Genomic DNA, 21,373 nt, shown 5'->3' with positions numbered 1-21,373 from the left:
GCGCGATGCAAAGCCTCGACTTCGCGTCGTGCGAAGGCGTAAAGGGCAGGGATGACCCGCAATATCGACCCCATCGAGCTAGCCAAGGCGCTGATCGCCGTCCCCTCCGTCACCCCGGCAACAGGGGCGGTGTTCGACGTACTCGAGGCGGCGCTCACGCCGCTCGGGTTCACGGTCGAGCGGTTTATCGACGGGATCGAACCCGACGGGCCGGTTGAAAACCTGCTCGCGGTACGACGCGGCAGCGGGCCAAAGCATTTTGGCTTTGCGGGGCATCTCGACGTCGTGCCGCCGGGGGTTGGCTGGACAAGCGATGCCTTCGCGCCCGAAATACGCGGCGAACTGCTTTACGGGCGCGGCGCGGTCGACATGAAAGGGGCAATCGCCGCCTTTGTCGCCGCGGCCGCCGCCACCCCGGTCGATGCCGGGACGATCAGCCTGATCATCACCGGCGACGAGGAAGGCCCGGCAATCTTTGGCACCCGCGCGCTGATGGAGCATATGGACGCGCGCCGCGTGACGCCCGACATGATCGTCGTCGGCGAGCCGACCTCGGTGAACCGGCTGGGTGACATGGTGAAGATCGGGCGGCGCGGATCGGTCAATATCTGGATCGACGTGCCGGGGACGCAGGGGCATGTCGCTTACCCCCACCTGGCCGACAATCCGATCCCCAAGCTGGTGAAGATATTGGCGGCGATCGACGCGGTGGTGCTGGACGAAGGCAGCGACTGGTTCCAGCCGTCGAATATCGAGTTCACCGACATCGAGGTCGGCAACGGCGCGACCAATGTCATTCCGGCGTCGGCGCGCGCGCGGCTGTCGATCCGCTTCAACGACCAGCACCGGGGCGCCGAGCTGGTGGCGATGATCGAGCGCATCGCGCACGAGGTCGAACCCGCGGCCAGGGTGCTGGGCAAGATTTCGGGCGAGGCCTTTCTGACGCCGCCGGGCGAATTGTCCGAACTGGTCGCCGAGGCGATCCATGCCGAGACCGACATCTGCGCCGAAATGTCGACGACGGGCGGCACCTCCGACGCGCGCTTCCTGCACGCGCTGTGTCCGGTCGTGGAGTTCGGGCTGACCAACGCAACGATGCACAAGCTCGACGAAGCGGTGGCGATCGAGGACCTGCACAGGCTGACCGCAATCTATCGCGGGATCTTAATGCGCGTTTTCCTCTAATCCTCGCGGCTGCGCCGGAGGATCACATAGACCGCGCCCGCGCCGCCGTGGCTGATATGCGCGGGGCGCAGCGCGACAATCCGATCGGCGTGGGGCGAGACGGCGAGCCAGTCGGGGAGCGCCGCGCGAATCGCGCCGCGCGGGCGCGGAGCGCCATGCGTCTGTGGCAGACGGTCAGCACCGGGGCGGAGACGCCCGGCGACGACGAGCAGCACGCGCGCGCCGCGGTGCAGCGCGCGGCCAATCGCGTCGTCGAGCTGTGTCTGCGCCGAAGCGAGCGTGTGGCCGTGCAGGTCGATGCTCATGTCGGGACGGACGAGCCCCTTGCGCAGGCGGCGATCCCAATGGCCGTCGAGCGTTGCGGCGCTGTGTGTGCGGCGTGCTGGGGGGAGCGGAGCCGGGCCGTGCGGGATGGCAGCCGCACGCGGGGCGGTGTCGCGCGGCGTGGACCTCGGCGGCGCGATGGTCGGCGGCGCGGCGGGAGCGAGCGGCGAGGGCGCGTTCGGTAGCGGCGTCACCGTCGCCGCCACCTTCTTCCACAGCGCGCTTTCTTCGGGAGCGAGGCGCCGCGGCATCGTCCGGTCAGCCTTCGGGAAGCAGGCGTGCGATGCTGGCGCGCGGCAGCAGCAGCAGCGCCGATCCGCGCGCCGCCATGCCGCCGGCGATCGCGCGCGCCTCTTCGCCCGCGCCCCAGAAGCTGTCGAAGCGGTTGGCCCCCTTGATCGCGCCGCCGGTGTCCTGCGCAATCCAGAGGCCGTTCGGTTCGGCGCGATCGAGCGAGAGGAAGACGGGGGCGCCGAGCGGCACATATTTGGGATCGGCGGCGACGCTGACGCGGGCCGTGACGGGCACGCCGAGCGCGCCGAGGGGGCCGGGGCCGTTGAGTTCGCGGAAAAAGACCCAGCTGGGGTTCTCGTTCATCACCGCGGCGCCGCGCGCCGGATCGGCGCGCAGATAATCGAGAATGCCCTGCATCGATGCCTGCCCGCGCTCCAGTTCGCCGCGGTCGAGCAGCAACTTGCCGATGCCGACATAGCCGCGGCCGTTCTGGCCGTCATATCCGATGCGCATGATGCCGCCGTCGGGGAGGCGGAGGCGGCCCGACCCCTGTACCTGAAGGAAGAAAAATTCGGCGGCGTCGGCAGCCCAGGCCAGTTCGAGACCGCGCCCTTCGAGCGCGCCCGATTCGATCGCGGTGCGGTCGTGATAGCGCACGAAACTGGAGCCATCGACGCGGCCGCGGATCTTGCGGCCCTTCAGATCGTCGGCGAACTGGCCGAGATCGACTTCGATCAGATCGGCGGGACGGCGATAGATGGGAACGTCATATCCCGGCCGTTTGGTGCGCGAGGCGGCGATTTCGGGCTCGTAATAGCCGGTGACGAAGGCCACGCCAGTGCCGATCTGCACCGTGCCGAAATAGCGCGCAAAGAAAGCTGAAGCGTCGCCGTCGGCCCAGCCGGCCGCAGCGGCGCAGCTTTCTGTCCAGTCGGCGGTCTGCGTCAGGCCGCTCGCGTCGGTGCGGCGCTGGATTGCGGGGCAGCTGATGCGAAAGGCGGCGAGCGCCGCCGCGGCCTGTTCGGTGGAGATACCGAGCGATGCAAAGTCGGGGCCGGCGATCACACCGCTGGCTGTCGCTGTGGCCGCGTCGGCGGGAACGGCGGGGGCGGCAAGCGGTGCGCGCGGAGTGGCGGTGATCGGCTGGACCGCCACGCCGACGCGTTCGGACGGACGCGGAATATAGGGGCGAGGCTGACCCGGCGACGGGGCGGGCGCCGACACCGCCGGGCGACCGGTGTCGCCCGCTCCGGGAATGACCGACACGCAGCCCGAGAGGAGCGGGAAGGCGGCGAGCAGCGCGAGCCGGAAAAGACGCGCGCGTGGCGCCCCCGCAAGCCGGATCATGGCGTCAGGCCGATTCGGCTTCGTCGAGCAGCCAGTTGGGATCGTTGCTGCCGATCTGGCGGCGGAAGGTCCACAGGTCGTCGGTCTGTGCGGCGTCGCTCATCGATCCGGCAATCAGCTTGCCGTCGGCGTCGCGCGTAATGGCACTGATGTCGGCGTGATAGCGCACGGTGATGCGCGCTTCGCCGCGATTCAGCTCCGCCGCGGTGATCTTTGCCGAATCGATCCTGATCAGGCGGTTTTCCAGCGTCTCGCCCCGTGCCTCGCGCGCGTCGATCGCCTCGACAAAGGCGTCATAGCTGTCGTCGTCGCAAAGATCGCGCAGCGTCTCGCGGTCGCCCTTCCAAAAGGCCTCGAGGATCATGCGATAGGCCGCCCTGGCGCCCTCCATAAACCGCCCCGCGTCAAAATTGCGGTCGTTCGCAAGCAGTTGGCGAAGGCCGGCCTCCGCCGAAGGCTCATAGACGAGCCCGGCGGTATCGGTCGCCGAGGTCACGATCGCCGATGTCTCACCATCGTCGAGGCGGATCGGCGCCGGCGCGGAGCGATCGTCGCGCCGCGGCAGCACGGGCTCCTGTTCATGCCCCGTGCGCTTGCCGAGCACCGAGTAAAGCCGCATTCCGAGGAAGGCGGCGATCATGGCGAGCAGGACAATCGAAAAAGCGGTCACGGGCAGGGGTCCAATGCGAGCAATGGCGACATATCACGCAATACATAGGCGATACGTTGTCGCGTTTCAAATGGCCATGGTCGCTGACGCCCGGCGCGTCAATGTTTTCGGCGGCAGCGAGCACCTGTCTGGCGCCCCATTGTGCTTGTCCGCCGCCGCTGCTAAGCGCCGCGGCAACCGTCCGCCGCGGTTCCGACACGGCCCGCGGCGCCGACCTGTCGTTCCCTTTTTCAGCGAAAGCATCCTATCATGGCCGACGAGACAAGCGCCGACATCAACAACCCCGCCCTGCAGCCCAACGGCGAAGACACCAGCCCGGCAATTGGCCTCATCTCGCAATATGTGAAGGATTTGTCGTTCGAGAATCCGAACGCCCCGGCCGTCTATCAGTGGCAGGGCGCGCCGCAGGTCGATGTCCAGTTCAACATCGCCGCCGACAGCGTTGGTGACAATCTGTACGAGGTGCTGCTGAAGATCGACGTGACGTCGAAGACCGACAAGGGCACGAGCTTTGTGATCGAGTTGAAATATGCCGGCCTGTTCGGCGTGCGCAACGTGCCCGACGACCAGCTCCAGCCCTTTTTCCTGGCCGAAGCACCGCGCATCCTGTTCCCCTTTGCCCGCCGCGTCGTCGCCGATGCGGTGCAGGATGGCGGTTTTCCCGCGTTGCTGCTCGAACCGATCGATTTCCACGGCCTGTTCATGCAGCAGGTCCAGGCCGCGCAGGGCGAGCAGGTCGGCGACGGCGCGCCGGTGGGGCAGGCCTAAGCCCGGCTTCGGCAACGGACCGACGCGTTGAGCAGCCTTGTCAAAAGCGTCGGGACGATCGGCGGGCTGACGCTGGTCAGCCGCATCTTCGGCTTTGCGCGCGACATGTTGCTCAGCCGCATATTGGGGGCGGGTGGCGTTGCCGACGCCTGGCAGCTGGCCTTTCAGCTCCCCAATATCTTTCGCCGCCTGTTTGCCGAGGGGGCCTTTGCCGCCGCCTTCGTCCCGCTGTTCAACCAGCGGATGACGAAGGATGGCGACGCAAGCGAGGCGCGCGCCTTTGCCGAGGCGGTGCTGGCGGTGCTGATCCCGATCCTGATCGTCTTTTCGGCGCTGATGCTGATCGTCATGCCGTGGGTGATGGGGCTGTTTGCCAGCGACGCGCTCGAAGCCGACGGCGCGCGGTTCGACCTGGCGGTGGCGATGGCGCGCATCGCCTTTCCCTATCTGGCCCTTATGAGCGTCGCGACGCTATTCGCGGCGATCCTCAACAGTCTGTCGCGCTTCGCCGCGGCCGCCGCCGCGCCGATCCTCCTCAACCTCTGCCTGATTGCGGCGCTGCTGCTCGGCATGTTCACCGGCGACGGCAGCGAGGAGGCCAGGGCGGCGACGGGGCTGTATCTGGCGATCGCCGTGTCGCTTTCGGGATTGTTCCAGCTTGGCTGGCTTTATTATTGGGTGCGTAGATCCGGTTTCCGTCCGGGGCTGCGCCGCCCCCGGCTGACGGCGGGCGTTCGCGAGATGGGTGTCCTTATCCTGCCCGCGGTGTTCGGCGCCGGCGTCTACCAGATCAGCCGCTTTGTCGACCTGTTCTTCATCGCGATGCTGCCCGACAAGAGCATCACCTATCTGGCGATGGCCGACCGGCTCAATCAGTTGCCGCTCGGCATCATCGGCATTGCGCTGGGCACCGCGATCCTGCCCGCGCTGTCGCGCTTTGTCGCGCGGGAGGATCGCGACGGCGCCTTCCGCCTGCAAAGCAATGCGGTCGAACTTTCGATGCTACTCACTGTTCCTGCGGCAGTCGCGCTGTTCGTCGCCGGACCCGCGATCACGAGCGCCTTTTATGTCGGCGGCGCGTATAGCGCGGCCGACGGGCTGGCGACCGGCGCGGTCGTCGGCGGGCTGGTCATCGGCCTGCCCGCCTATGTGCTGGTGAAGGTACTGGTCCCCAATTTCTTTGCGCGCAAGGACACGCGCACACCGGTGTGGACCGCAGCGGCGTCGCTGGTCATCAACATCGCGCTGAATCTGCTTCTGATCCCGCCGCTCGGCATCGTCGGGCTGGCGCTTGCGGGTTCGCTTGCCGCCTGGTGCAATGTCACGATGCTCTATGCGATTCTGCATCGGAAAGGGCTGTTCCACCTGACCGGACAAGTGCTGAGCCGGATTGCGCGCATCGCGCTTGCCGCGGCGGCGATGGCGGCGGCGCTCCATTTCGTCATTCCGCTGGCGGGCGACGCTTTCACGGGCGGCGTGTTCGAGCGGATCGCCGCGCTCGGCGCGATCGTTGCGGCCGGGGCGGCGACATTCTTTGGTTGCGCCTTGCTTTTCGGCGTGGTCAATCGCGACACCGTCGGCCAGTTGCGTCGACGGCAATTGTAACCAGCACACGGGATCATCGACATGCGGACGCTATCGGGCATCCAGCCCACCGGAAACTTGCACCTCGGCAATTATCTGGGCGCGATCCGCAACTGGGTGCGGATGCAGGACGCGATGGAGGGCGAGAAGCTCTATTTCCTCGCCGACCTGCACGCGATCACCGTCCATAACGACCCCGCCGAGCTGACCGCGAACACGCGCGAGATGGCGGCGGCGCTGATGGCGGCGGGAATCGACCCCGCGAAGGCGATCCTGTTCAATCAGGCGCGCGTGCCCGCTCATGCCGAGCTGGCCTGGCTTCTGTTCTGCACCGCGCGCATCGGCTGGCTGAACCGGATGACGCAGTTCAAGGAAAAGTCGGGCAAGAACCGCGAGGGTGCGAGCGTCGGGCTCTTTGCCTATCCGGTGCTCCAGGCGGCCGATGTGCTGCTCTATCAGACGACGCATGTGCCCGTGGGCGACGACCAGAAACAGCATCTGGAGCTGGCGCGCGACATTGCGACCAAGTTCAACCTCGATACGGGGACCGACACCTTCACCCTGCCCGAACCGACGATCCCGGCGACCGCAGCGCGGATCATGAGCCTGCGCGACGGCAATGCCAAAATGTCGAAATCGGACCCGAGCGACATGAGCCGCATCAATCTGGTCGACGATCCCGACACGATCATGGCGAAGATCCGCAAGGCGAAGACCGACCCCGAACCGTTGCCGTCGGAGGCGGCGGGGCTGGAGGGGCGGCCCGAGGCGAAGAATCTCGTGTCGATCTATGCCGCGATGGCCGACGAGAGCGTCGATCAGGTGCTCGCGCGCTTTGCCGGCCAGGGATTTGGCGCGTTCAAGCCCGCGCTCGGCGAGCTGCTGGTCGAGACGTTGCGACCGATCGCCGCGCGCCTGACCGAGCTGAAGGCCAATCCGGCGGCGATCGACGCCGCGCTGGAAGCGGGCGCAGCGCGGGCGTCGGCGCTGGCGAAACCGACGCTCGACGCCGCCTATGCCGCGCTCGGGCTTTGCCGCTAACCGGCTGGATGGGCTTGCGGATCGACCGTGGAGCACCATATCGTTCGATGACCAGGGTGCGACGAACCGGGTTCAACCAAGGTTAAGTCGCATTGGCATAGTCTATGCTATGACTGCGCATTCCGAACGCGCGCCGAATCATGGAGCCAGGACGATGAGCAAGATGAACTTCCGGCGGTTGGGCCTTGCCGCCATGTTGGGGGCGGCGCTCGCGCTGGCGGGCTGTGCCACCCCGTTCAAGGCCGATGTTGCGCGCTTTCAGTCGCAGCTTCCCGCGCCGCAGGGGCAGAGCTTCGTCGTAGAGGCGAGCAACCCGGCGCTGCAAGGCGGCATCGAGTTCGGCCAATATGCCAATATCGTGGCGGGTGAGCTCACGCGCTATGGTTATCGCCCGGCCGCAAATGGTGAAAAGGCCGATCTGATCGTGCGCATGGATTATGGCGTCGACAAGGGCCGCGAGCGCGTCGTTTCGAGCCCGGGTTTCGCCGATCCCTGGTATGGCGGCTATTATGGTTATGGCTTTTATCGCCCGGTGATCGTCCGCGGCCCCGGTGGGCGCCGCTATGTCTATGGTTATCGTGATCCCTTCCTGTGGGGCGGTTTCGGTCCGGGCTGGGGATATAACGACATCAGCAGCTACACCGTCTATACCAGCGGGCTGACGCTGCAGATCAATCGTGCGGCCGACGGCACGCGCCTGTTCGAGGGTCGCGCCGAGGCGCAGTCGCGCGACAATGACCTGCAGACGCTCGTTCCCAATCTGGTGGAGGCGATGTTCACCGGCTTCCCCGGCAATTCGGGCGAACGGGTTCGCATTACGGTGGCGCCGCCCGAAAAGGGCTGATCGCTGAGCGGACAACGCCACGGGCCCGCCTTTCCGATGACGGGCGGGCCATTTTCGTGCGGCTGGCGCAATTGGCTGGAAGGCAGGATCATCAATCGTTAAGCGGCAAGGCCTATCCTTGCCAAAAGCGGAAGATCCTTGCGTTGAAGCCGACCCACCCCTTGCCCGTCCACCACAGCTGGCCGCTTTACGAGCGCGACCGCTTTTTCGCGCTGGGGCAATTGCGGGGGGATGAGGTGCTCGACCCGATCCCCGACATTGTCGATGTCGCCGAGAGGCCCGGATCGCCGCATATTCGCGTCGGTGAGTGGGACTGCGACCTGACCGACAACAACCGGCTGCGCTGGTCGGACGAGGTTCACGATATTTTCGGCATCCCGCGCGGCGCAGTCGTCCGCCGCGAGGAGGCGGTGGCGCTCTATGCCGAAGAGTCGCGCGCCGCGATGGAGAGGCTGCGCGCCTATGCGATCCGTCATCGGCGCGGCTTCACGATCGACGTCGAAATCTGCCCGGTTACGACGCCGCGCCGCTGGATGCGATTGATCGCGGCTCCCGTGTGCGAAGCGGATCGGGTGGTGAGGTTGCAGGGGCTGAAGTTCCTCGTGCCGGCGGCGGTTGACCGCGATTTTTGAACGGAACGCACAGCCGGGCCTGAGAAACCACCGTTCCGGCACTATTGTCGGCGCCTTTCGTTGACGCGCGGGCGCCTTTTACGCAGTCGAACTTGCGACAGACGTTGCGGGTGCCGAACGGCCCGCCGCGGCTGCTCTTCCATCCATTCGCGAAGGCCTTTGCCCCACCTATGAAGTTTTTTGATCGCTTTACGTCGGCCGCGCACAATATGGCCATCGACCTGGGGACGGTGAACACCGTGGTATATGTGCGGGACCGGGGCATCGTGCTCAACGAGCCGTCGGTGGTCGCGCTGGAGACGCGCGACGGCGTGCGCCGGGTGAAGGTGGTCGGCGATGAAGCCAAGCTGATGATGGGCAAGACGCCCGGCAATATCGAGGCGATCCGCCCCTTGCGCGACGGGGTGATCGCCGACATCGACGTCGCCGAGCAGATGCTGAAGCATTTCATGGACAAGGCCCAGGGCGGCGCGAGCCGTTTCGCGCAGCGCGTTCATGTCGTCATCTGTGTGCCGAGCGGGTCCACGATGGTCGAGCGCCGCGCGATCCGGGATGCGGCGAGCAATGCGGGCGCGGCGTCGGTTCAGCTGATCGAGGAATCGCTGGCCGCGGCGATCGGCGCGGGATTGCAGGTCGCCGAACCGAGGGGCGCGATGGTTGTCGATATCGGCGGCGGCACGACCGAGGTCGCGGTGCTGTCGCTGAGCGGCATCGCCTATAGCAATTCGGTGCGCGTCGGCGGCGACAAGATGGACGAGATGATTTCGTCGTTCATCCGCCGCAAGCATAATCTGATGATCGGCGAGATGACCGCCGAGCGCGTCAAGCTGACCATCGGCTGCGCGACGCCGCCCGACGGTGACGGCATGGTCATGGGCGTCAAGGGGCGCGACCTGGTGACCGGCCGCCCCGCCGAGGTGCAGGTAACCGAGGCCGAAATTGCCGAGGCGCTGGCGGAACCCGTGGGGCAGATTGTGAGCGCGGTGCGCGCGGCGCTGGAACAGACGCCGCCCGAACTGTCGGCCGACATCATCGACGAGGGGATTACGCTGACCGGCGGCGGTGCGCTGCTGCGCCGGATGGACGCGGCGCTGGCGCGCGCGACCGGGCTGCCGGTGGTGGTCGCCGACGACGCGCTGATCTGTGTCGCGATGGGCGCCGGGCGAGCGTTCGAGGATCGCACCTATCATGGGGTGCTGATCGCGGCGTGAGATTCTGTGCTGGCCCGAATGGGGTGGGCAGCGGGCAGTCGTTTTCGGTCACAGCACGCCGCTCTGGCGGACATCGCGGGCGCGCGCGTCAGGCGTAGGCGTCGATCGCCGCGAGGTGGCGCGCCTTTTCCGCATCACTCAGGAAGGAGCCGGTGAAGCTGTTGCGCGCGAGGGTGACGAGGTCGTCGCGCGACAGGTCGAGCGCGTCGGCGACGGCCTGGTAATTGGCGTTCACATAGCCGCCGAAATAGCTGGGATCGTCGCTGTTGACGGTAGCCTTGAGGTCCGCATCGAGCATGATTTTCAGCGGGTGATCGGCGATGTCGTCCACGACGCACAGCTTGAGGTTGGAGAGCGGACAGACGGTGAGCGTCATGTCCGACGCGGCGAGGCGCGCGACGAGCGCGGGGTCTTCGAGGCTGCGATTGCCATGGTCGATGCGGTCGACTTTCAAGAGGTCGAGCGCTTCGCGGACATATTCGGGTGGACCTTCCTCGCCCGCATGGGCAACGGTTTTGAGGCCGAGGCTGCGGGCGCGGGCGAACACGCGCTCGAACTTGGCCGGCGGATGGCCGACTTCGGATGAATCGAGGCCGACGCCGGCAATGCGACCCAAGAAGGGCAGCGCTTCGTCGAGTGTCGCTTCGGCCTCGGCTTCGCTGAGGTGGCGCAGGAAGCAGAGGATGAGCTTTGACGTGATCCCGTACCGCGCCTCGGCATCATCCAGCGCGCGGGTGATGCCGGTGATGACGGTTTCAAAGGCGACGCCGCGCGCCGTGTGGCCTTGCGGATCGAAGAAGATTTCGATGTGACGGACGCTGTCGGCGTTCGCACGGGCACAATAGGCGGCGGTCAGGTCGAAGAAGTCCTGCTCGGTGTGGAGGACGCCCATGCCCTGATAATAAATATCGAGGAAATCCTGGAGGTTTGTGAAGGCGTAGGCGGCGCGCACGTCGTCGATGCTGGCGAAGGGGATGGCGACACGGTTGCGCCGGGCGAACTCGAACAGCAGTTCGGGTTCGAGCGAGCCTTCGATATGGAGGTGCAGTTCGGCCTTCGGCAGACCGGCGATGAAGGCGGCGCGCTCTTCGTGCGAGGCGAAGCCGTCAGGCACCCGGCGCCTCCACTTCGCCAAGGATGATCGCCGCTTCGGGTTTGTGGCGGCGGATCTCGTCGACCGTCAGCCCGTCGATCTCGTGCGGGAAGATCAGCCACTGGTCGGTTTCGTGGACGAAGAAATCGGGGCGGAGGTCGGTGACGTTGCGGCGCGGCTTGAACCAGACGGTCGCGATGCGGATGTCGCGCGGCATATTGTGGCGGCAGCGCGCCTTCAATTCAGACAGAAAAGCACGGATGCTGCGACCCGAATCAAAGACGTCATCGATGATGAGCAGACGGTCGTCGGGGTTCAGCGTGTCGATGAGATAGCCGAGCGCGAAGACGCGCACGCGCGCGTCCTGATCGTCGATGCCGCGATAGGAGGAGGTGCGGATCGCGATATGGTCGCAGGGCTGGCCGTGATAGTCGAGCAGTTCCTGCACCGCGATCCCCACCGGTGCGCCCCCGCGCCAGATGCCGACCAGATGCGTCGGTTTGAACCCGCTGTCGATCACCTGCATGCCAAGGCGCAGCGAATCGGCGAGCAGTTCGTTGGCGCTGATGAATATCTTGTCGTCGCTCATCGCACGGGGATTAATCCGATGCCGCGGGCCGCGTCCAGCCTTTCCGGTATTTGTCGAACCAGGCGAGGATCGCGGCAGCCTTGGCCGCCGATTGCGAGGGACGCGCGGCGATGCCGCCGTGGCTGGCGCCGGGCACCTTGACGAGCGCGGTGGGCACGCCGCGCAGGCGAAGCGCGGTGTAATATTGTTCGGATTCGCTGACCGGGGTGCGATAATCCTCGCCGCCGACGACGACGAGCGTCGGGGTTTCGACATTGCCGACGAGCGACAGCGGCGAGCGTGCCCAGTAGCGTTCGGGGTCTTCCCATGGCTGCGCACCGAGCCAATAGGGGCCGAAAAAGGCGGGGCCGTCGGCGGTCAGCGCCTGCGTCTGCCAGTTGATGACGGGTTTCTGCGTCGCCGCGGCCTTGAAGCGGTTCGTCTTGCCGACGATCCAGCTGGTGAGCACGCCGCCGCCCGACCCGCCGGTGACGAACAAGGCGTCGGGGTCGGCGATGCCGAGCGCGATCGCCTGATCGACGATCGAGATGAGGTCGAAATAATCATTGCCCGGATAGGCCTTGTCGATCTGTTGCGCGAAGGCCTCGCCATAGCTGGTCGAGCCGCGCGGGTTCGCCGACAGCACCGCATAGCCCGCAGCGGCATAAAGCTGATTGTCGGTCGAAAAATGCGGGCCATAAGCGGTGAAGGGCCCGCCATGGATTTCGAGGATCAGCGGCACGCGCTGTCCCTCGACATAGCCGGGCGGCAGGGTCAGCCAGCCCTCGATCGGCAGGCCGTCGTGGCTCGACGCCACGGTGATCTTGCGTACCTGCGCCAGCGATTTGACCTCGCGCAACGTGCGGTTGAGGTCGGTCAGCATCCGCGCCTCGCCGCCGCCGCGCGCGAGCTGCACCTCGGCGGGGCGGGTGGCGGTGCCGCCGGTGAAGGCGATCGCGCCGTTGCCCGCGACGGTGAAGCTGCCACCGGTATAGGGCCGGTCGAGCCCGCCGCCCGACAGCCCCTTCGCCACGTCGCGCACCGACCCGTCGAGGGTGACGCGCGCGACCTTCGTCTCGCCATGATCGTCATATTGGACATAGAGGCTGCGGCTGTCGGCGCCCCACTGCACGGCATCGACGCTGTAATCCCAGTTGGCGGCGATGCGGCGGCGGCCCGACCCGTCGCGGTTCATCACATAGAGTTCGGTCTGCTCATAGGCGCGCAGCGCGTCGTCGAAGCCCAGATAGGCGATCAGCCGGCCGTCGGGCGACACCAGGGGATTGGCGTCGGGGCCGTTGCGGTCGGTGAGCGTGGCGATCGCGCCGCTGGCGACGTCGAGCGCGTGGATCTCGCTTTCGAGCGGATCGGTTTCCCACTCGGCCTGGCGGTTGGCGCTGAAATAAAGCGTGCGACCATCGCGCGACCAGCTCAAGGGGCCGCCATCGTGATACGGGCCGAAGGTCAACTGGCGCGGCGCGCCGCCGGTCGCGGGGATGAGGAAGATTTTTTCGAACCCCGGCTCGACATAGCCCTGTCCGTCGGCGCGGTAGGTGAGGAGGGTGCGGACGTCGAGCGGTTCGGCCCATTTGGCGCCCTCCGGCTTGTTCGCGGGCGCGCTGCCGAGCCTGGCGCCCTCGTCCTTCACCAGCATCGTATAGGCGATCGAACGGCCGTCGGGCGCCCAGGTCAGGCTCGACGGGCTGGTCGGCAGGCCGGTCAGCCGCACTGCTTCGCCGCCGTCCATCCAGCGCACCCAGAGCTGCGCGCTGCCGCCCGCGGCCGATACATAGGCGAGGCGCGAGCCGTCGGGCGACCAGCGCGGCGAAAAGGCCGGACCATCCTGTCCCGCAAGCGGGGTTTCGCGCCCGGTCGCGGTGTCGATCAGCCAGATCGAGCTGACCGCGCGGTCGGTCATGATGTCGTTCGCGCGGCGGACATAGGCGATGTGGCGGCCGTCGGGGCTGATCTGCGGATCGGCGGCGATCGCGAGGTCGAAGAGGTCGGCGCCGGTGAAGCGGCGTTCGGGGCCGGTGCGCGCGCTGCCCACCGCGGCGGCGGGCATGGGGGTGGGGGTAGCGGCGGGGGTTTCGGATGCGGGCGGCTGCTGCGCCGGGGCCTCTTCCTGCTGCGCCCAGAGCGGCTGGGCGGTGAGGGCGATAAGGGCGGTTCCAAACAAGGCCAGTTTGCGCATCAACATCTTTCCCTTTTCTGCGCCGCTGCTTCCTGCCTGTCAGCAAGCGGCGGGCGGTTTGATTTGGCGGATATACCCCGTCGAAAAAGTGACAGGCACCCCGGCGAAAGCCGGGGTCCAGAGCGTACTGGAGCAACGCTTGGCTTTTGGACGCCCTGGGCCCCGGCTTTCGCTGGGGTACAGCGTCCACTTGTCGCGGTGCTTGCCGATCGCGTGTCGAGTCCCCTTGCCGCTCCCTGTTTTCCGAAGTGCAGGGTCTGGACATTCGGGGGCGGGCGGTCAACTACCTGATGGATCAAGGATTTGGAGTCTTTTCGGGTCGAGCGGAATCAAGCCCCTCCCCTTCAGGGGAGGGGTTGGGGTGGGGCCTGTCGGCCTTGCGCGAGGCCGACAGGCCCCACCCCACTACGACTAGGCAGCAAGCTGCCAAGTCTTCGTTGCCCCTCCCCTGAAGGGGAGGGGCTTACTGGGGAGCGGATGGGGTTATGGTCATGGATTTTTCGCGGCTTCAGGCGTCGAGCAAGATCGGCGAGCAGTGGGTCTATCCGCAGCCCGCCTGCCTCAATTTCGGGTGGCTGGAGGTCGACCGCGATCCCGCGCACCGCCTTTACTGGGAGGAATATGGCAATCCCGCGGGCGAGCCGGTGATGGTCCTGCACGGCGGCCCCGGCGGCGCGTGCGCGCCGGTGATGGCGCGCTTTTTCGATCCGAAGCGATACCGGGTGATCCTGTTCGACCAGCGCGGGTGCGGCAAGAGCGAGCCCAATGTCGCGTCGGCCGGGCCGGCGGTCGCGCTGGCCAAAAACACCACCGCCGACCTGATCGGCGACATCGAGAAATTGCGCGATCATCTGGCGATTGCGGGGCCGATGCACGTCTTTGGCGGCAGCTGGGGCAGCACGCTGGCCATGGCCTATGCGATCCAGCATCCCGCGCACTGCGCCAGCCTGATCCTGCGCGGCATCTTTCTGGGCGCGGCGGAGGATCTGCTTTACCTCTATCAGGGCAATGCCGCGACGTGGGGAGACGACCCGTTCGCGCTGACCGCGCCCGGCGCCTATATCAAATATCCCGACCAATGGGCGGCGCTGCTCTCGGTGCTGAGCGCCGACGAGCGGCGCGATGTCATGGCGTCGTACAAGGCGATTTTCGATATGGTGCCGGCGAATGCGGCGGAGAAGGAGCGGCAGCTGAACGCCGCGCTCACCTGGTCGCTATGGGAAGGGGTGATTTCCAACATGATCCCCGAGACGGCCGACACGGGCAAGTTCGGCGAGGCCGATTTCGCGCTGTGCTTCGCGCAGATCGAGGCGCATTATTTCGCCAACGACCTGTTCCTGCCCGCGGGCCATTTTTTCGACCATATCGACATACTGGCGTCGATCCCCATCCACATCGTCCACGGCCGTTTCGACGAAGTCTGCCCGCTGACACAGGCATCGCGGCTGGTCGCCGCGCTGCGCGCCGCGGGGGCGGAGCCGGTGTCCTATGTCGTCACCAATGCGGGGCACAGCGCGATGGAGCGCGAGAATGCGCTGGCGCTGACGGCGGTGATGGATGGGTTGGGGAGGATTGTATAACCATATAGGTTATTTTTGTTGACATCGTCACGCTGATGTGGCACACGAGTCACATCATGAAGAATTGCGAGTCGGGCCGGCGCCTTTCGGGGCGGTCGGCCCGATCTGTTTTCCGGGGAGGCGGCGATGGGACGGATCGGCAAGGTCGGGGAGGGCCATGGAGGAAATGCGGGCGGCAGGGCGCGTCCCGGCCGCGCACAGATGGACATTTTTCTGGAGGCGCTCGCCGAATCGTCAAATGTGGCCGCATCGGCGCGCAAGGCCGGAATCGGCGCCGATGCCATGTATCGCGAACGGCGGCGCAACAGCGGCTTTGCCGCGCGCTGGCAAGCGGCGCTGTGCGAAGGCTTTGCCCGGCTCGAAGCCGAACTGCTGGCCGAGGCGCTGATCGCGCCGACGGGCAATGTGAAGGATGCGACGCTGAAATCGCGGGCCCAGAAATACCGGCTCGGCCTTTCGTTGCTCGCGGCGCATCGCGCGGCGGTGCGCGGGGCCAAGCTGCCCGGCGTCGGCCCCGCCGCGGCACAAGGGAGCGCCAAGGCGCGACTGACCGCGAAGCTCCATGCGATGCAGGCGCAGGCCGCGGCCGAGACCGATCTGCTCGCCGATCAGGGCGAGCGCGAATGAAGCACGCAACCGACTGCGTCGGCGAAACGCGGACGAAACTCGATCGCTGGTTGAAGGCGCTGTCGGACAGGAAATGCGCGCAGCTGCTGACCGACTGGTCGTGGTGGCGGCGCGCGGACCAGAATCCGCCGACGGGCGACTGGCATGTGTGGCTGCTGCTCGCGGGGCGCGGGTTCGGCAAAACGCGCACCGGCGCCGAGTGGGTGCGCGCCTTTGCGGAGACGACGCCGGGTGCGCGGATCGCGCTGGTCGCGGCGTCGTTGCTGGAGGCGCGGCAGGTGATGGTCGAGGGCGAAAGCGGGTTATTGGCGATTGCACCCGACCATCTGCGCCCCGAATATGAAAGCAGCCTGCGGCGGCTGACGTGGCCGAACGGCGCGGTGGCAACGCTCTATTCGGCTGTCGAGCCCGACAGTCTGCGCGGTCCTGAGCATGATGCGGCGTGGTGCGACGAGATCGCAAAATGGCCGAAGGGCGAGGCCGCATGGGATAATCTGATGCTGACAATGCGGATTGGCGCGCGTCCACAGGTCGTCGCGACGACGACGCCGCGCTGCGTGCCGCTGGTACGGCGACTGATACAGGAAAGGGGGGTTGCGACGACGCGCGGGCGCACGGCGAGCAACCGGCGCAATTTGTCGGTTCAATGGCTGGCGACGATGGATGCCATCTATGGCGGGACGCGGCTGGGGCGGCAGGAGCTGGACGGCGAATTGCTGGAGGATGTCGAGGACGCGCTGTGGACGCGCGCGCTGATCGAGCGGTGCCGCGTCGATGCGGGGAGCATCGGCAAATTCGCGCGCGTCGTGATCGGCGTCGATCCGCCGGCGAGCGCGGGGGGCGATGCGTGCGGGATCGTGGTGGCGGCGCTGCTGCGCGACGGGCGGCTGGCGGTGGTCGAGGATGCGAGCGCCCTACGCCCGCTGCCGGGCGTGTGGGCGCAGGCGGTGGCCGCCGCGGCGGCGCGCTGGGGCGCCGAGCGCGTGGTGGCCGAGAGCAATATGGGCGGCGACATGGTCGCGGCGGTGCTGCGCCAGGCCGACATGACGCTGCCCGTCGTGGCGATTCATGCGAGCGTCGGCAAGGCGCGGCGCGCGGAGCCGGTGGCGCTGGCCTATGAGCGCGGGCAGGTGGTCCATGCGGGGGCGTTTGCCGACCTGGAGGACCAGCTTTGCGGATTGCAGATGGGCGGCGGCTATGCGGGGCCGGGGCGCTCGCCCGACCGGGCGGATGCGTGCGTGTGGGCGCTGGCGGCGTTGCTGGACGGGATGCGCAAGGGGCGCGGGCCGGGGGTGCGGGTGGTTTAGGGAGAGATTATCCTGACGGGATAATTTTCACTTGACGTTAATACAGGATGTCTTATCTGACGGTCATCAACTTCTTCCCCGCCGGACACGCCGAAAGGCCTCCGGCGGGGTTATTAATTTTGGCCTAGCGAAACTGTTATGTTCATGACATGTTCCGTTATATGGCAGACCAGCTACCTCTGATTCGCGCCGTTGCGTTTTTCGACGGACAAAATCTTTTCCACTCTGCGAAGCAAGCGTTTGGATACAGCTGGCCCAATTTTGATCCAACCCTATTGGCAGAACGAGTTTGCCAAGACCATGGTTGGCAGTTGCAGCAAACACGCTTTTATACCGGCGTTCCGGATGCGGCAGACAAGCCGTTCTGGAATCATTTTTGGGTTGCAAAAGCTGCTCAAATGGCTCGCCAAGGCGTCCATGTTTTTACTCGTTCCTTACGCTATCGGAACAAAAAAGTCAGACTGCCTGATGGTACAGAACACTCATTTCTAGACGGAGATGAGAAGGGGATAGATGTTCGTATCGCGCTAGATGTCATCAGGCTTGCCTTGAAACGAGAGTTTGACGTGGCGATCCTGTTTTGTCGTGATCAAGATCTTACCGAAGTGGCCGACGAAATTCGGCTGATAGCACAAGAACAAAAACGTTGGATCAAGGTAGCCTCCGCCTTTCCGGTAAGCCCGACATATCGCGTAAGAGGCATCGACAAGACAGATTGGATCAAGCTCGACCGGCAGCTTTACGACCAATGTCTGGATAGCCGCGACTATCGTCCAAAGAAGCCTGCCTAAATAGGAGATCATCATGAACTGGTTTGGCCGGAAGGCTGCGCAGGGGGCTGCGCGGCCCGCTTTGTCGCGGGTGTATGGGAGCTGGTCGGCGCCTGCGCCGCTGTCGTGGGAAGCGCAGGTGCGCGAGGGGTATCTGGCGAATGCGATCGTGCAGCGCAGCGTGCGGCTGGTGGCCGAGGCGGCGGCGAGTGCGCCGCTGGAGGCGAGCGATCCGGGGCTCTTGGCGCTGGTTTCGGCGACGTCGGGCGGGCAGGGGCTGCTTGAGACGCTGGCGTCGCACCTGTTGCTGCACGGCAATGGCTATGTGCAGATTTTGACCGATGGCGCGGGGGCGCCGGCCGAGCTGTTCGCGCTGCGCCCCGAGCGGGTGACGGTCGAGGCCGACGCGCGCGGGTGGCCGGTGGCCTATCGCTACAAGGCGGGCGGGTCGGCGGCGGTCCTGCCCGCCGAGGATGGCGCGGGGCGCGTCGCGGTGGTGCATGTGAAGGCGCTGCATCCGCTCGACGATCATTATGGCGCGGGGTGCCTGGGCGCCGCGGCGGGGGCGATCGCGGCGCATAATGCGGCGGCGAAGTGGAATGCGGCGCTGCTGGAGAATGCGGCGCGGCCGTCGGGGGCGCTGGTCCATGATCCGGGCGACAAGGGGATGCCGCTGTCGGCCGAGCAGGTCGAGCGGCTGCGCGAGGAACTGGCCGAGAGTTTTTCGGGGCGTGCCAATGCCGGGCGGCCCTTGCTGCTGGAGGGTGGCCTCCGGTGGCAGGCGCTGTCGCTGTCGCCCGCCGAGATGGATTTCCTGGCGCTGAAGGATTCGAGCGCGCGCGAGATTGCGATGGCGTTCGGGGTGCCGCCGATGCTGCTGGGGCTGCCGGGGGACGCGACCTATGCCAATTATCGCGAGGCCAATCGCGCGCTGTGGCGGCTGACGGTGCTGCCTTTGTGCGCCAAGATATTGGGGGCGATCGCGCAGGGGCTGTCGGGCTGGTTCGACGGCGCCGAGCTGCGCGTCGACCTCAACAAGCTGCCCGCGCTGGCCGAGGACCGGATGGCGCTGTGGCGCGAGGTGTCGGGTGCCGACTGGCTGAGCGCGGACGAGAAGAAGGCGCTGCTGGGGGTGGCGTAGCGTTCGCGGGCGCCGGCCCACCCCCACCCAGCTTGCTGCCAAGGCTGCGCAACCCTCCCCCCTCCCAGGGGGAGGGTTTTTTGTGAGGATAGCGACATGGATGAAGATGAGGCGCTGGCGCGGTTGATCGCGCTGGCGGGGACAAGTGCGATCGGAGCGTCCGGTGCGTCAGGTGCCGATGCGGCCTTGCTGCGCGCGGTGGTCGAGGAGGCGAGCGAACTGGGGGCGCGGCGGGCGCTGGCACGGCTGGGGCTGGCCGATGCAGCGGCGCGCGACGATGTCGCGGACCTCAGGCAACTGCTCGGCGCGTGGCGCGACGCCAAGACGAGCGCGTGGAAAGCGGCGGTCGACTGGGCGGTGCGCGGGATGCTGGCGCTGCTCGTCGTCGGGCTGGCGGTGAAGCTGGGGTTGCCGGGATTGCTGAAGTGAGAATCGCCCACTTGAGTTCCCCTCTCCCAACCCTCTCCCCTGAAGGGGAGAGGGCTATCCGTTTCGCCGGTTACGCTGCGGTGTTCGACCGCGTCGATCGGGGCGGGGACATTGTACGCAGCGGGGCGTTTGCGGCGAGTTTGCGGGCGCGGCGGGCGGTGCCGTTGCTGTGGCAGCATCGGCCGGGAGCTGTCGTCGGCGTGATCGAGGCTTTGGCGGAGGACAAGCGCGGGCTGCGCGTGGTCGCGCGGGTGACGCATCCGACGGCCGCCGGGCTGGTCGCGCGCGGGGCGCTGACCGGGCTGAGCTTTGGCTATCGGGTGACGGCGGCGCGCGGGGCGCGGCCGCGCGAGCTGCTGGCGCTCGATCTGGCCGAGGTGAGCCTGGTGGCGATGCCGATGCAGCCGCTGGCGCGGGTGATAGCGGTGGAGGATCGCAGGCGCTGATTTGGCGCTCCTCCCCATCGCAAGTCGATGGGGAGGTGGCAGCGGCGCGAGCCGTTGACGGAGGGAAATGGCGCGAGGTTGTCGCCCCTCCACCACGCCCTTCGGGCGCGGTCCCCCTCCCCATCGCAAGTCGATGGGGAGGATTCTTTTTGGTTGAAGGAGTGACGGGCATGGAAGTGGATATGGAAGTGAAGGCCGATGCGCTGGACGGCGCGTTCGATGCGGTGCTGGCGGCGGAGGCCGTCGATGAGCTGAAGGCGTCGGTTGCGGCGCTGAAGGCACAGGTCGATGCCCAGGCGGTCGCGGCGGCGCGGTTGCCGCTCGACGGGGCGAAGGCGGCCGATCCGGCGCTGGACGCCTTTGTCGAACGTTATCTGCGGCGCGGGATCGACGCCGGGGTGGAGATGAAGAGCCTGTCGGGGGCGAGCGGAGCCGAGGGCGGCTATGCGGTGCCGCGCGAGATCGACACCAGCATCGCCGCGACGCTGAAATCGCTGTCGCCGATCCGCAGCATCGCGACCGTGGTGCAGACAGGGACGAGCGGGTACCGGAAGCTGATCGCGACGGGCGCGACGGGCGCGGGCTGGGTCGGCGAAAGCGACGCGCGGCCCGAGACGGCGACGCGCAGCTTTGCCGAGATCGCGCCGCCGTCGGGCGAGCTTTACGCCAATCCGGCGGCGAGCCAGGCGATGCTCGACGATGCGATGTTCAACGTCGAGGCCTGGCTGGCCGACGAGATCGGGCGCGAGTTCGCGGTCGCCGAAGGGGCGGCGTTCGTGACCGGCAACGGCACGAACCGGCCCAGGGGATTCCTGACCTATGCGACGAGCGACGAGGGTGACGGTGCGCGGCCGTTCGGCACGTTGCAGCATCTGGCGACGGGCAGCGCGGGCGCCTTTCCGGCGGTGAACCCTGAGGACAGACTGGTCGAGCTGGTCCATGCGCTGAAAGCTCCGTACCGGCAGGGCGCGGTGTGGGTGATGAACAGCGATACGCTGGCGCGCATCCGCAAGTTCAAGACGTCGGACGGCGCCTTCGTCTGGCAGCCGGGGCTGGTCGAGGGACAGGCGGCGAGCCTGCTCGGCTATCCGGTCGTCGAGGCCGAGGACATGCCCGATATTGCGGCCGACAGCCTGTCGATCGCCTTCGGCAATTTCCGCGCGGGCTATCTGATCGCCGACCGCGGCGAGACGCGCATCCTGCGCGATCCGTTCAGCAACAAGCCCTTCGTGCATTTCTATGCAACCAAAAGGGTCGGCGGCGCGATCATCGATTCGCAGGCGATCAAGCTGATGAAATTCGCCGCCAGCTGAGCAGCACTGGTGCGCGATGGGTGCCCGGTCCGGCTTCCCTTTCCCTTTCGGGAGCGGGCCGGGCG

General features: G+C 66.8%; 21 protein-coding genes. 15 read left to right on the top strand and 6 right to left on the bottom strand.

The window, feature by feature from the left end:
- Positions 1–51 precede the first annotated feature (51 nt).
- On the top strand, positions 52–1,185 hold the full coding sequence (gene dapE / locus SALA_RS10280; protein ID WP_011542306.1) for a succinyl-diaminopimelate desuccinylase: 1,134 nt from the start codon (positions 52–54) through the stop codon (positions 1,183–1,185).
- Here the strand turns inward: dapE and SALA_RS10275 are convergent.
- From SALA_RS10275 to SALA_RS10265, 3 genes are read right to left on the bottom strand one after another with little or no spacing between them, the layout of a single operon-like run.
- On the bottom strand, positions 1,182–1,760 hold the full coding sequence (locus SALA_RS10275; RefSeq protein ID WP_041383252.1) for a Smr/MutS family protein: 579 nt from the start codon (positions 1,758–1,760) through the stop codon (positions 1,182–1,184). The two genes, dapE and SALA_RS10275, sit on opposite strands and share 4 nt — an antisense overlap.
- 7 nt (positions 1,761–1,767) lie before the next feature.
- Entirely contained in the window at positions 1,768–3,090 is a 1,323-nt protein-coding gene (locus tag SALA_RS10270; protein ID WP_011542304.1) for a murein transglycosylase A, read from the bottom strand.
- A 4-nt stretch (positions 3,091–3,094) separates the two neighbouring features.
- Positions 3,095–3,760, bottom strand: a complete 666-nt coding sequence (locus tag SALA_RS10265) for a Tim44/TimA family putative adaptor protein (protein WP_011542303.1) — start codon at positions 3,758–3,760, stop codon at positions 3,095–3,097.
- Positions 3,761–4,009: 249 nt separating this feature from the next.
- Here SALA_RS10265 and secB point away from each other — a divergent pair, with 249 nt between their 5' ends.
- From secB to SALA_RS10235, 6 genes are all read left to right on the top strand, one after another.
- On the top strand, positions 4,010–4,528 hold the full coding sequence (gene secB / locus SALA_RS10260) for a protein-export chaperone SecB (RefSeq protein ID WP_011542302.1): 519 nt from the start codon (positions 4,010–4,012) through the stop codon (positions 4,526–4,528).
- Between the two features lie 27 nt (positions 4,529–4,555).
- Positions 4,556–6,133: a murein biosynthesis integral membrane protein MurJ gene (murJ, locus tag SALA_RS10255; protein ID WP_011542301.1), complete on the top strand. Its 1,578-nt coding sequence runs from the start codon at positions 4,556–4,558 to the stop codon at positions 6,131–6,133.
- Between the two features lie 21 nt (positions 6,134–6,154).
- Positions 6,155–7,153: a tryptophan--tRNA ligase gene (gene trpS, locus SALA_RS10250; RefSeq protein ID WP_011542300.1), complete on the top strand. Its 999-nt coding sequence runs from the start codon at positions 6,155–6,157 to the stop codon at positions 7,151–7,153.
- A 154-nt stretch (positions 7,154–7,307) separates the two neighbouring features.
- A complete protein-coding gene (locus SALA_RS10245) occupies positions 7,308–7,997 on the top strand; it encodes a DUF4136 domain-containing protein (protein WP_011542299.1) in 690 nt (229 codons plus the stop codon).
- Between the two features lie 143 nt (positions 7,998–8,140).
- Positions 8,141–8,629: a hypothetical protein gene (locus SALA_RS10240; RefSeq protein ID WP_041383250.1), complete on the top strand. Its 489-nt coding sequence runs from the start codon at positions 8,141–8,143 to the stop codon at positions 8,627–8,629.
- 170 nt (positions 8,630–8,799) lie between these two features.
- Positions 8,800–9,840: a rod shape-determining protein gene (locus tag SALA_RS10235; protein WP_011542297.1), complete on the top strand. Its 1,041-nt coding sequence runs from the start codon at positions 8,800–8,802 to the stop codon at positions 9,838–9,840.
- A gap of 88 nt (positions 9,841–9,928) precedes the next feature.
- Here SALA_RS10235 and SALA_RS10230 read toward each other — a convergent pair whose 3' ends face one another.
- Genes SALA_RS10230 through SALA_RS10220 form a run of 3 tightly spaced genes read right to left on the bottom strand, consistent with a single transcriptional unit; the run spans position 9,929 to position 13,695 of the window.
- Positions 9,929–10,954, bottom strand: coding sequence for an adenosine deaminase (locus SALA_RS10230; protein ID WP_011542296.1), 1,026 nt, complete (start codon positions 10,952–10,954; stop codon positions 9,929–9,931).
- Positions 10,947–11,522, bottom strand: a complete 576-nt coding sequence (locus tag SALA_RS10225; protein WP_011542295.1) for a phosphoribosyltransferase — start codon at positions 11,520–11,522, stop codon at positions 10,947–10,949. Before SALA_RS10225 ends, SALA_RS10230 begins: the two co-directional genes overlap by 8 nt.
- A gap of 10 nt (positions 11,523–11,532) precedes the next feature.
- The gene (locus SALA_RS10220; RefSeq protein ID WP_011542294.1) at positions 11,533–13,695 is read right to left on the bottom strand and encodes a S9 family peptidase; all 2,163 of its coding nucleotides are present in this window, start codon (positions 13,693–13,695) and stop codon (positions 11,533–11,535) included.
- A 491-nt stretch (positions 13,696–14,186) separates the two neighbouring features.
- Between SALA_RS10220 and pip the strand changes: the two genes are divergently transcribed.
- The 8 genes from pip (at position 14,187) to SALA_RS10175 (ending at position 21,308) form a co-directional block, all read left to right on the top strand.
- Positions 14,187–15,275: a prolyl aminopeptidase gene (pip, locus tag SALA_RS10215; RefSeq protein ID WP_041384021.1), complete on the top strand. Its 1,089-nt coding sequence runs from the start codon at positions 14,187–14,189 to the stop codon at positions 15,273–15,275.
- Positions 15,276–15,401: 126 nt separating this feature from the next.
- On the top strand, positions 15,402–15,902 hold the full coding sequence (locus SALA_RS10210; RefSeq protein WP_011542292.1) for a hypothetical protein: 501 nt from the start codon (positions 15,402–15,404) through the stop codon (positions 15,900–15,902).
- Positions 15,899–17,209, top strand: a complete 1,311-nt coding sequence (locus SALA_RS10205; RefSeq protein ID WP_011542291.1) for a DNA-packaging protein — start codon at positions 15,899–15,901, stop codon at positions 17,207–17,209. Before SALA_RS10210 ends, SALA_RS10205 begins: the two co-directional genes overlap by 4 nt.
- 149 nt (positions 17,210–17,358) lie before the next feature.
- On the top strand, positions 17,359–18,000 hold the full coding sequence (locus SALA_RS16830) for an NYN domain-containing protein (RefSeq protein ID WP_011542290.1): 642 nt from the start codon (positions 17,359–17,361) through the stop codon (positions 17,998–18,000).
- Positions 18,001–18,013: 13 nt separating this feature from the next.
- Positions 18,014–19,120 carry a phage portal protein gene (locus tag SALA_RS10190; RefSeq protein WP_011542289.1) on the top strand — a complete coding sequence of 369 codons (1,107 nt, stop codon included), beginning with the start codon at positions 18,014–18,016 and terminating at the stop codon, positions 19,118–19,120.
- A gap of 96 nt (positions 19,121–19,216) precedes the next feature.
- On the top strand, positions 19,217–19,549 hold the full coding sequence (locus SALA_RS10185; RefSeq protein ID WP_011542288.1) for a DUF6127 family protein: 333 nt from the start codon (positions 19,217–19,219) through the stop codon (positions 19,547–19,549).
- A gap of 11 nt (positions 19,550–19,560) precedes the next feature.
- Positions 19,561–19,995 carry an HK97 family phage prohead protease gene (locus SALA_RS10180; protein WP_153802681.1) on the top strand — a complete coding sequence of 145 codons (435 nt, stop codon included), beginning with the start codon at positions 19,561–19,563 and terminating at the stop codon, positions 19,993–19,995.
- A 170-nt stretch (positions 19,996–20,165) separates the two neighbouring features.
- Positions 20,166–21,308 carry a phage major capsid protein gene (locus SALA_RS10175; protein WP_011542286.1) on the top strand — a complete coding sequence of 381 codons (1,143 nt, stop codon included), beginning with the start codon at positions 20,166–20,168 and terminating at the stop codon, positions 21,306–21,308.
- The last annotated feature ends 65 nt before the right edge of the window (positions 21,309–21,373 follow it).

It is taken from the genome of Sphingopyxis alaskensis RB2256 (genome assembly GCF_000013985.1).
Taxonomy (GTDB): Bacteria; Pseudomonadota; Alphaproteobacteria; order Sphingomonadales; family Sphingomonadaceae; genus Sphingopyxis; species Sphingopyxis alaskensis.
Note: the sequence above shows the minus strand (reverse complement) of the source record. Positions and strands in the feature narration are given on the sequence as shown.

Bases quoted from the DNA above. Each gene is read 5' to 3' on its own strand.
- dapE (WP_011542306.1), top strand. From the start codon at position 52: ATGACCCGCAATATCGACCCCATCGAGCTAGCCAAGGCGCTGATCGCC.
- SALA_RS10275 (WP_041383252.1), bottom strand. From the start codon at position 1,760: ATGCCGCGGCGCCTCGCTCCCGAAGAAAGCGCGCTGTGGAAGAAGGTG.
- SALA_RS10270 (WP_011542304.1), bottom strand. From the start codon at position 3,090: ATGATCCGGCTTGCGGGGGCGCCACGCGCGCGTCTTTTCCGGCTCGCG.
- secB (WP_011542302.1), top strand. From the start codon at position 4,010: ATGGCCGACGAGACAAGCGCCGACATCAACAACCCCGCCCTGCAGCCC.
- trpS (WP_011542300.1), top strand. From the start codon at position 6,155: ATGCGGACGCTATCGGGCATCCAGCCCACCGGAAACTTGCACCTCGGC.
- SALA_RS10245 (WP_011542299.1), top strand. From the start codon at position 7,308: ATGAGCAAGATGAACTTCCGGCGGTTGGGCCTTGCCGCCATGTTGGGG.
- SALA_RS10235 (WP_011542297.1), top strand. From the start codon at position 8,800: ATGAAGTTTTTTGATCGCTTTACGTCGGCCGCGCACAATATGGCCATC.
- SALA_RS10225 (WP_011542295.1), bottom strand. From the start codon at position 11,522: ATGAGCGACGACAAGATATTCATCAGCGCCAACGAACTGCTCGCCGAT.
- SALA_RS10220 (WP_011542294.1), bottom strand. From the start codon at position 13,695: ATGCGCAAACTGGCCTTGTTTGGAACCGCCCTTATCGCCCTCACCGCC.
- pip (WP_041384021.1), top strand. From the start codon at position 14,187: ATGGATTTTTCGCGGCTTCAGGCGTCGAGCAAGATCGGCGAGCAGTGG.
- SALA_RS10210 (WP_011542292.1), top strand. From the start codon at position 15,402: ATGGGACGGATCGGCAAGGTCGGGGAGGGCCATGGAGGAAATGCGGGC.
- SALA_RS10205 (WP_011542291.1), top strand. From the start codon at position 15,899: ATGAAGCACGCAACCGACTGCGTCGGCGAAACGCGGACGAAACTCGAT.
- SALA_RS16830 (WP_011542290.1), top strand. From the start codon at position 17,359: ATGTTCCGTTATATGGCAGACCAGCTACCTCTGATTCGCGCCGTTGCG.
- SALA_RS10190 (WP_011542289.1), top strand. From the start codon at position 18,014: ATGAACTGGTTTGGCCGGAAGGCTGCGCAGGGGGCTGCGCGGCCCGCT.
- SALA_RS10185 (WP_011542288.1), top strand. From the start codon at position 19,217: ATGGATGAAGATGAGGCGCTGGCGCGGTTGATCGCGCTGGCGGGGACA.
- SALA_RS10175 (WP_011542286.1), top strand. From the start codon at position 20,166: ATGGAAGTGGATATGGAAGTGAAGGCCGATGCGCTGGACGGCGCGTTC.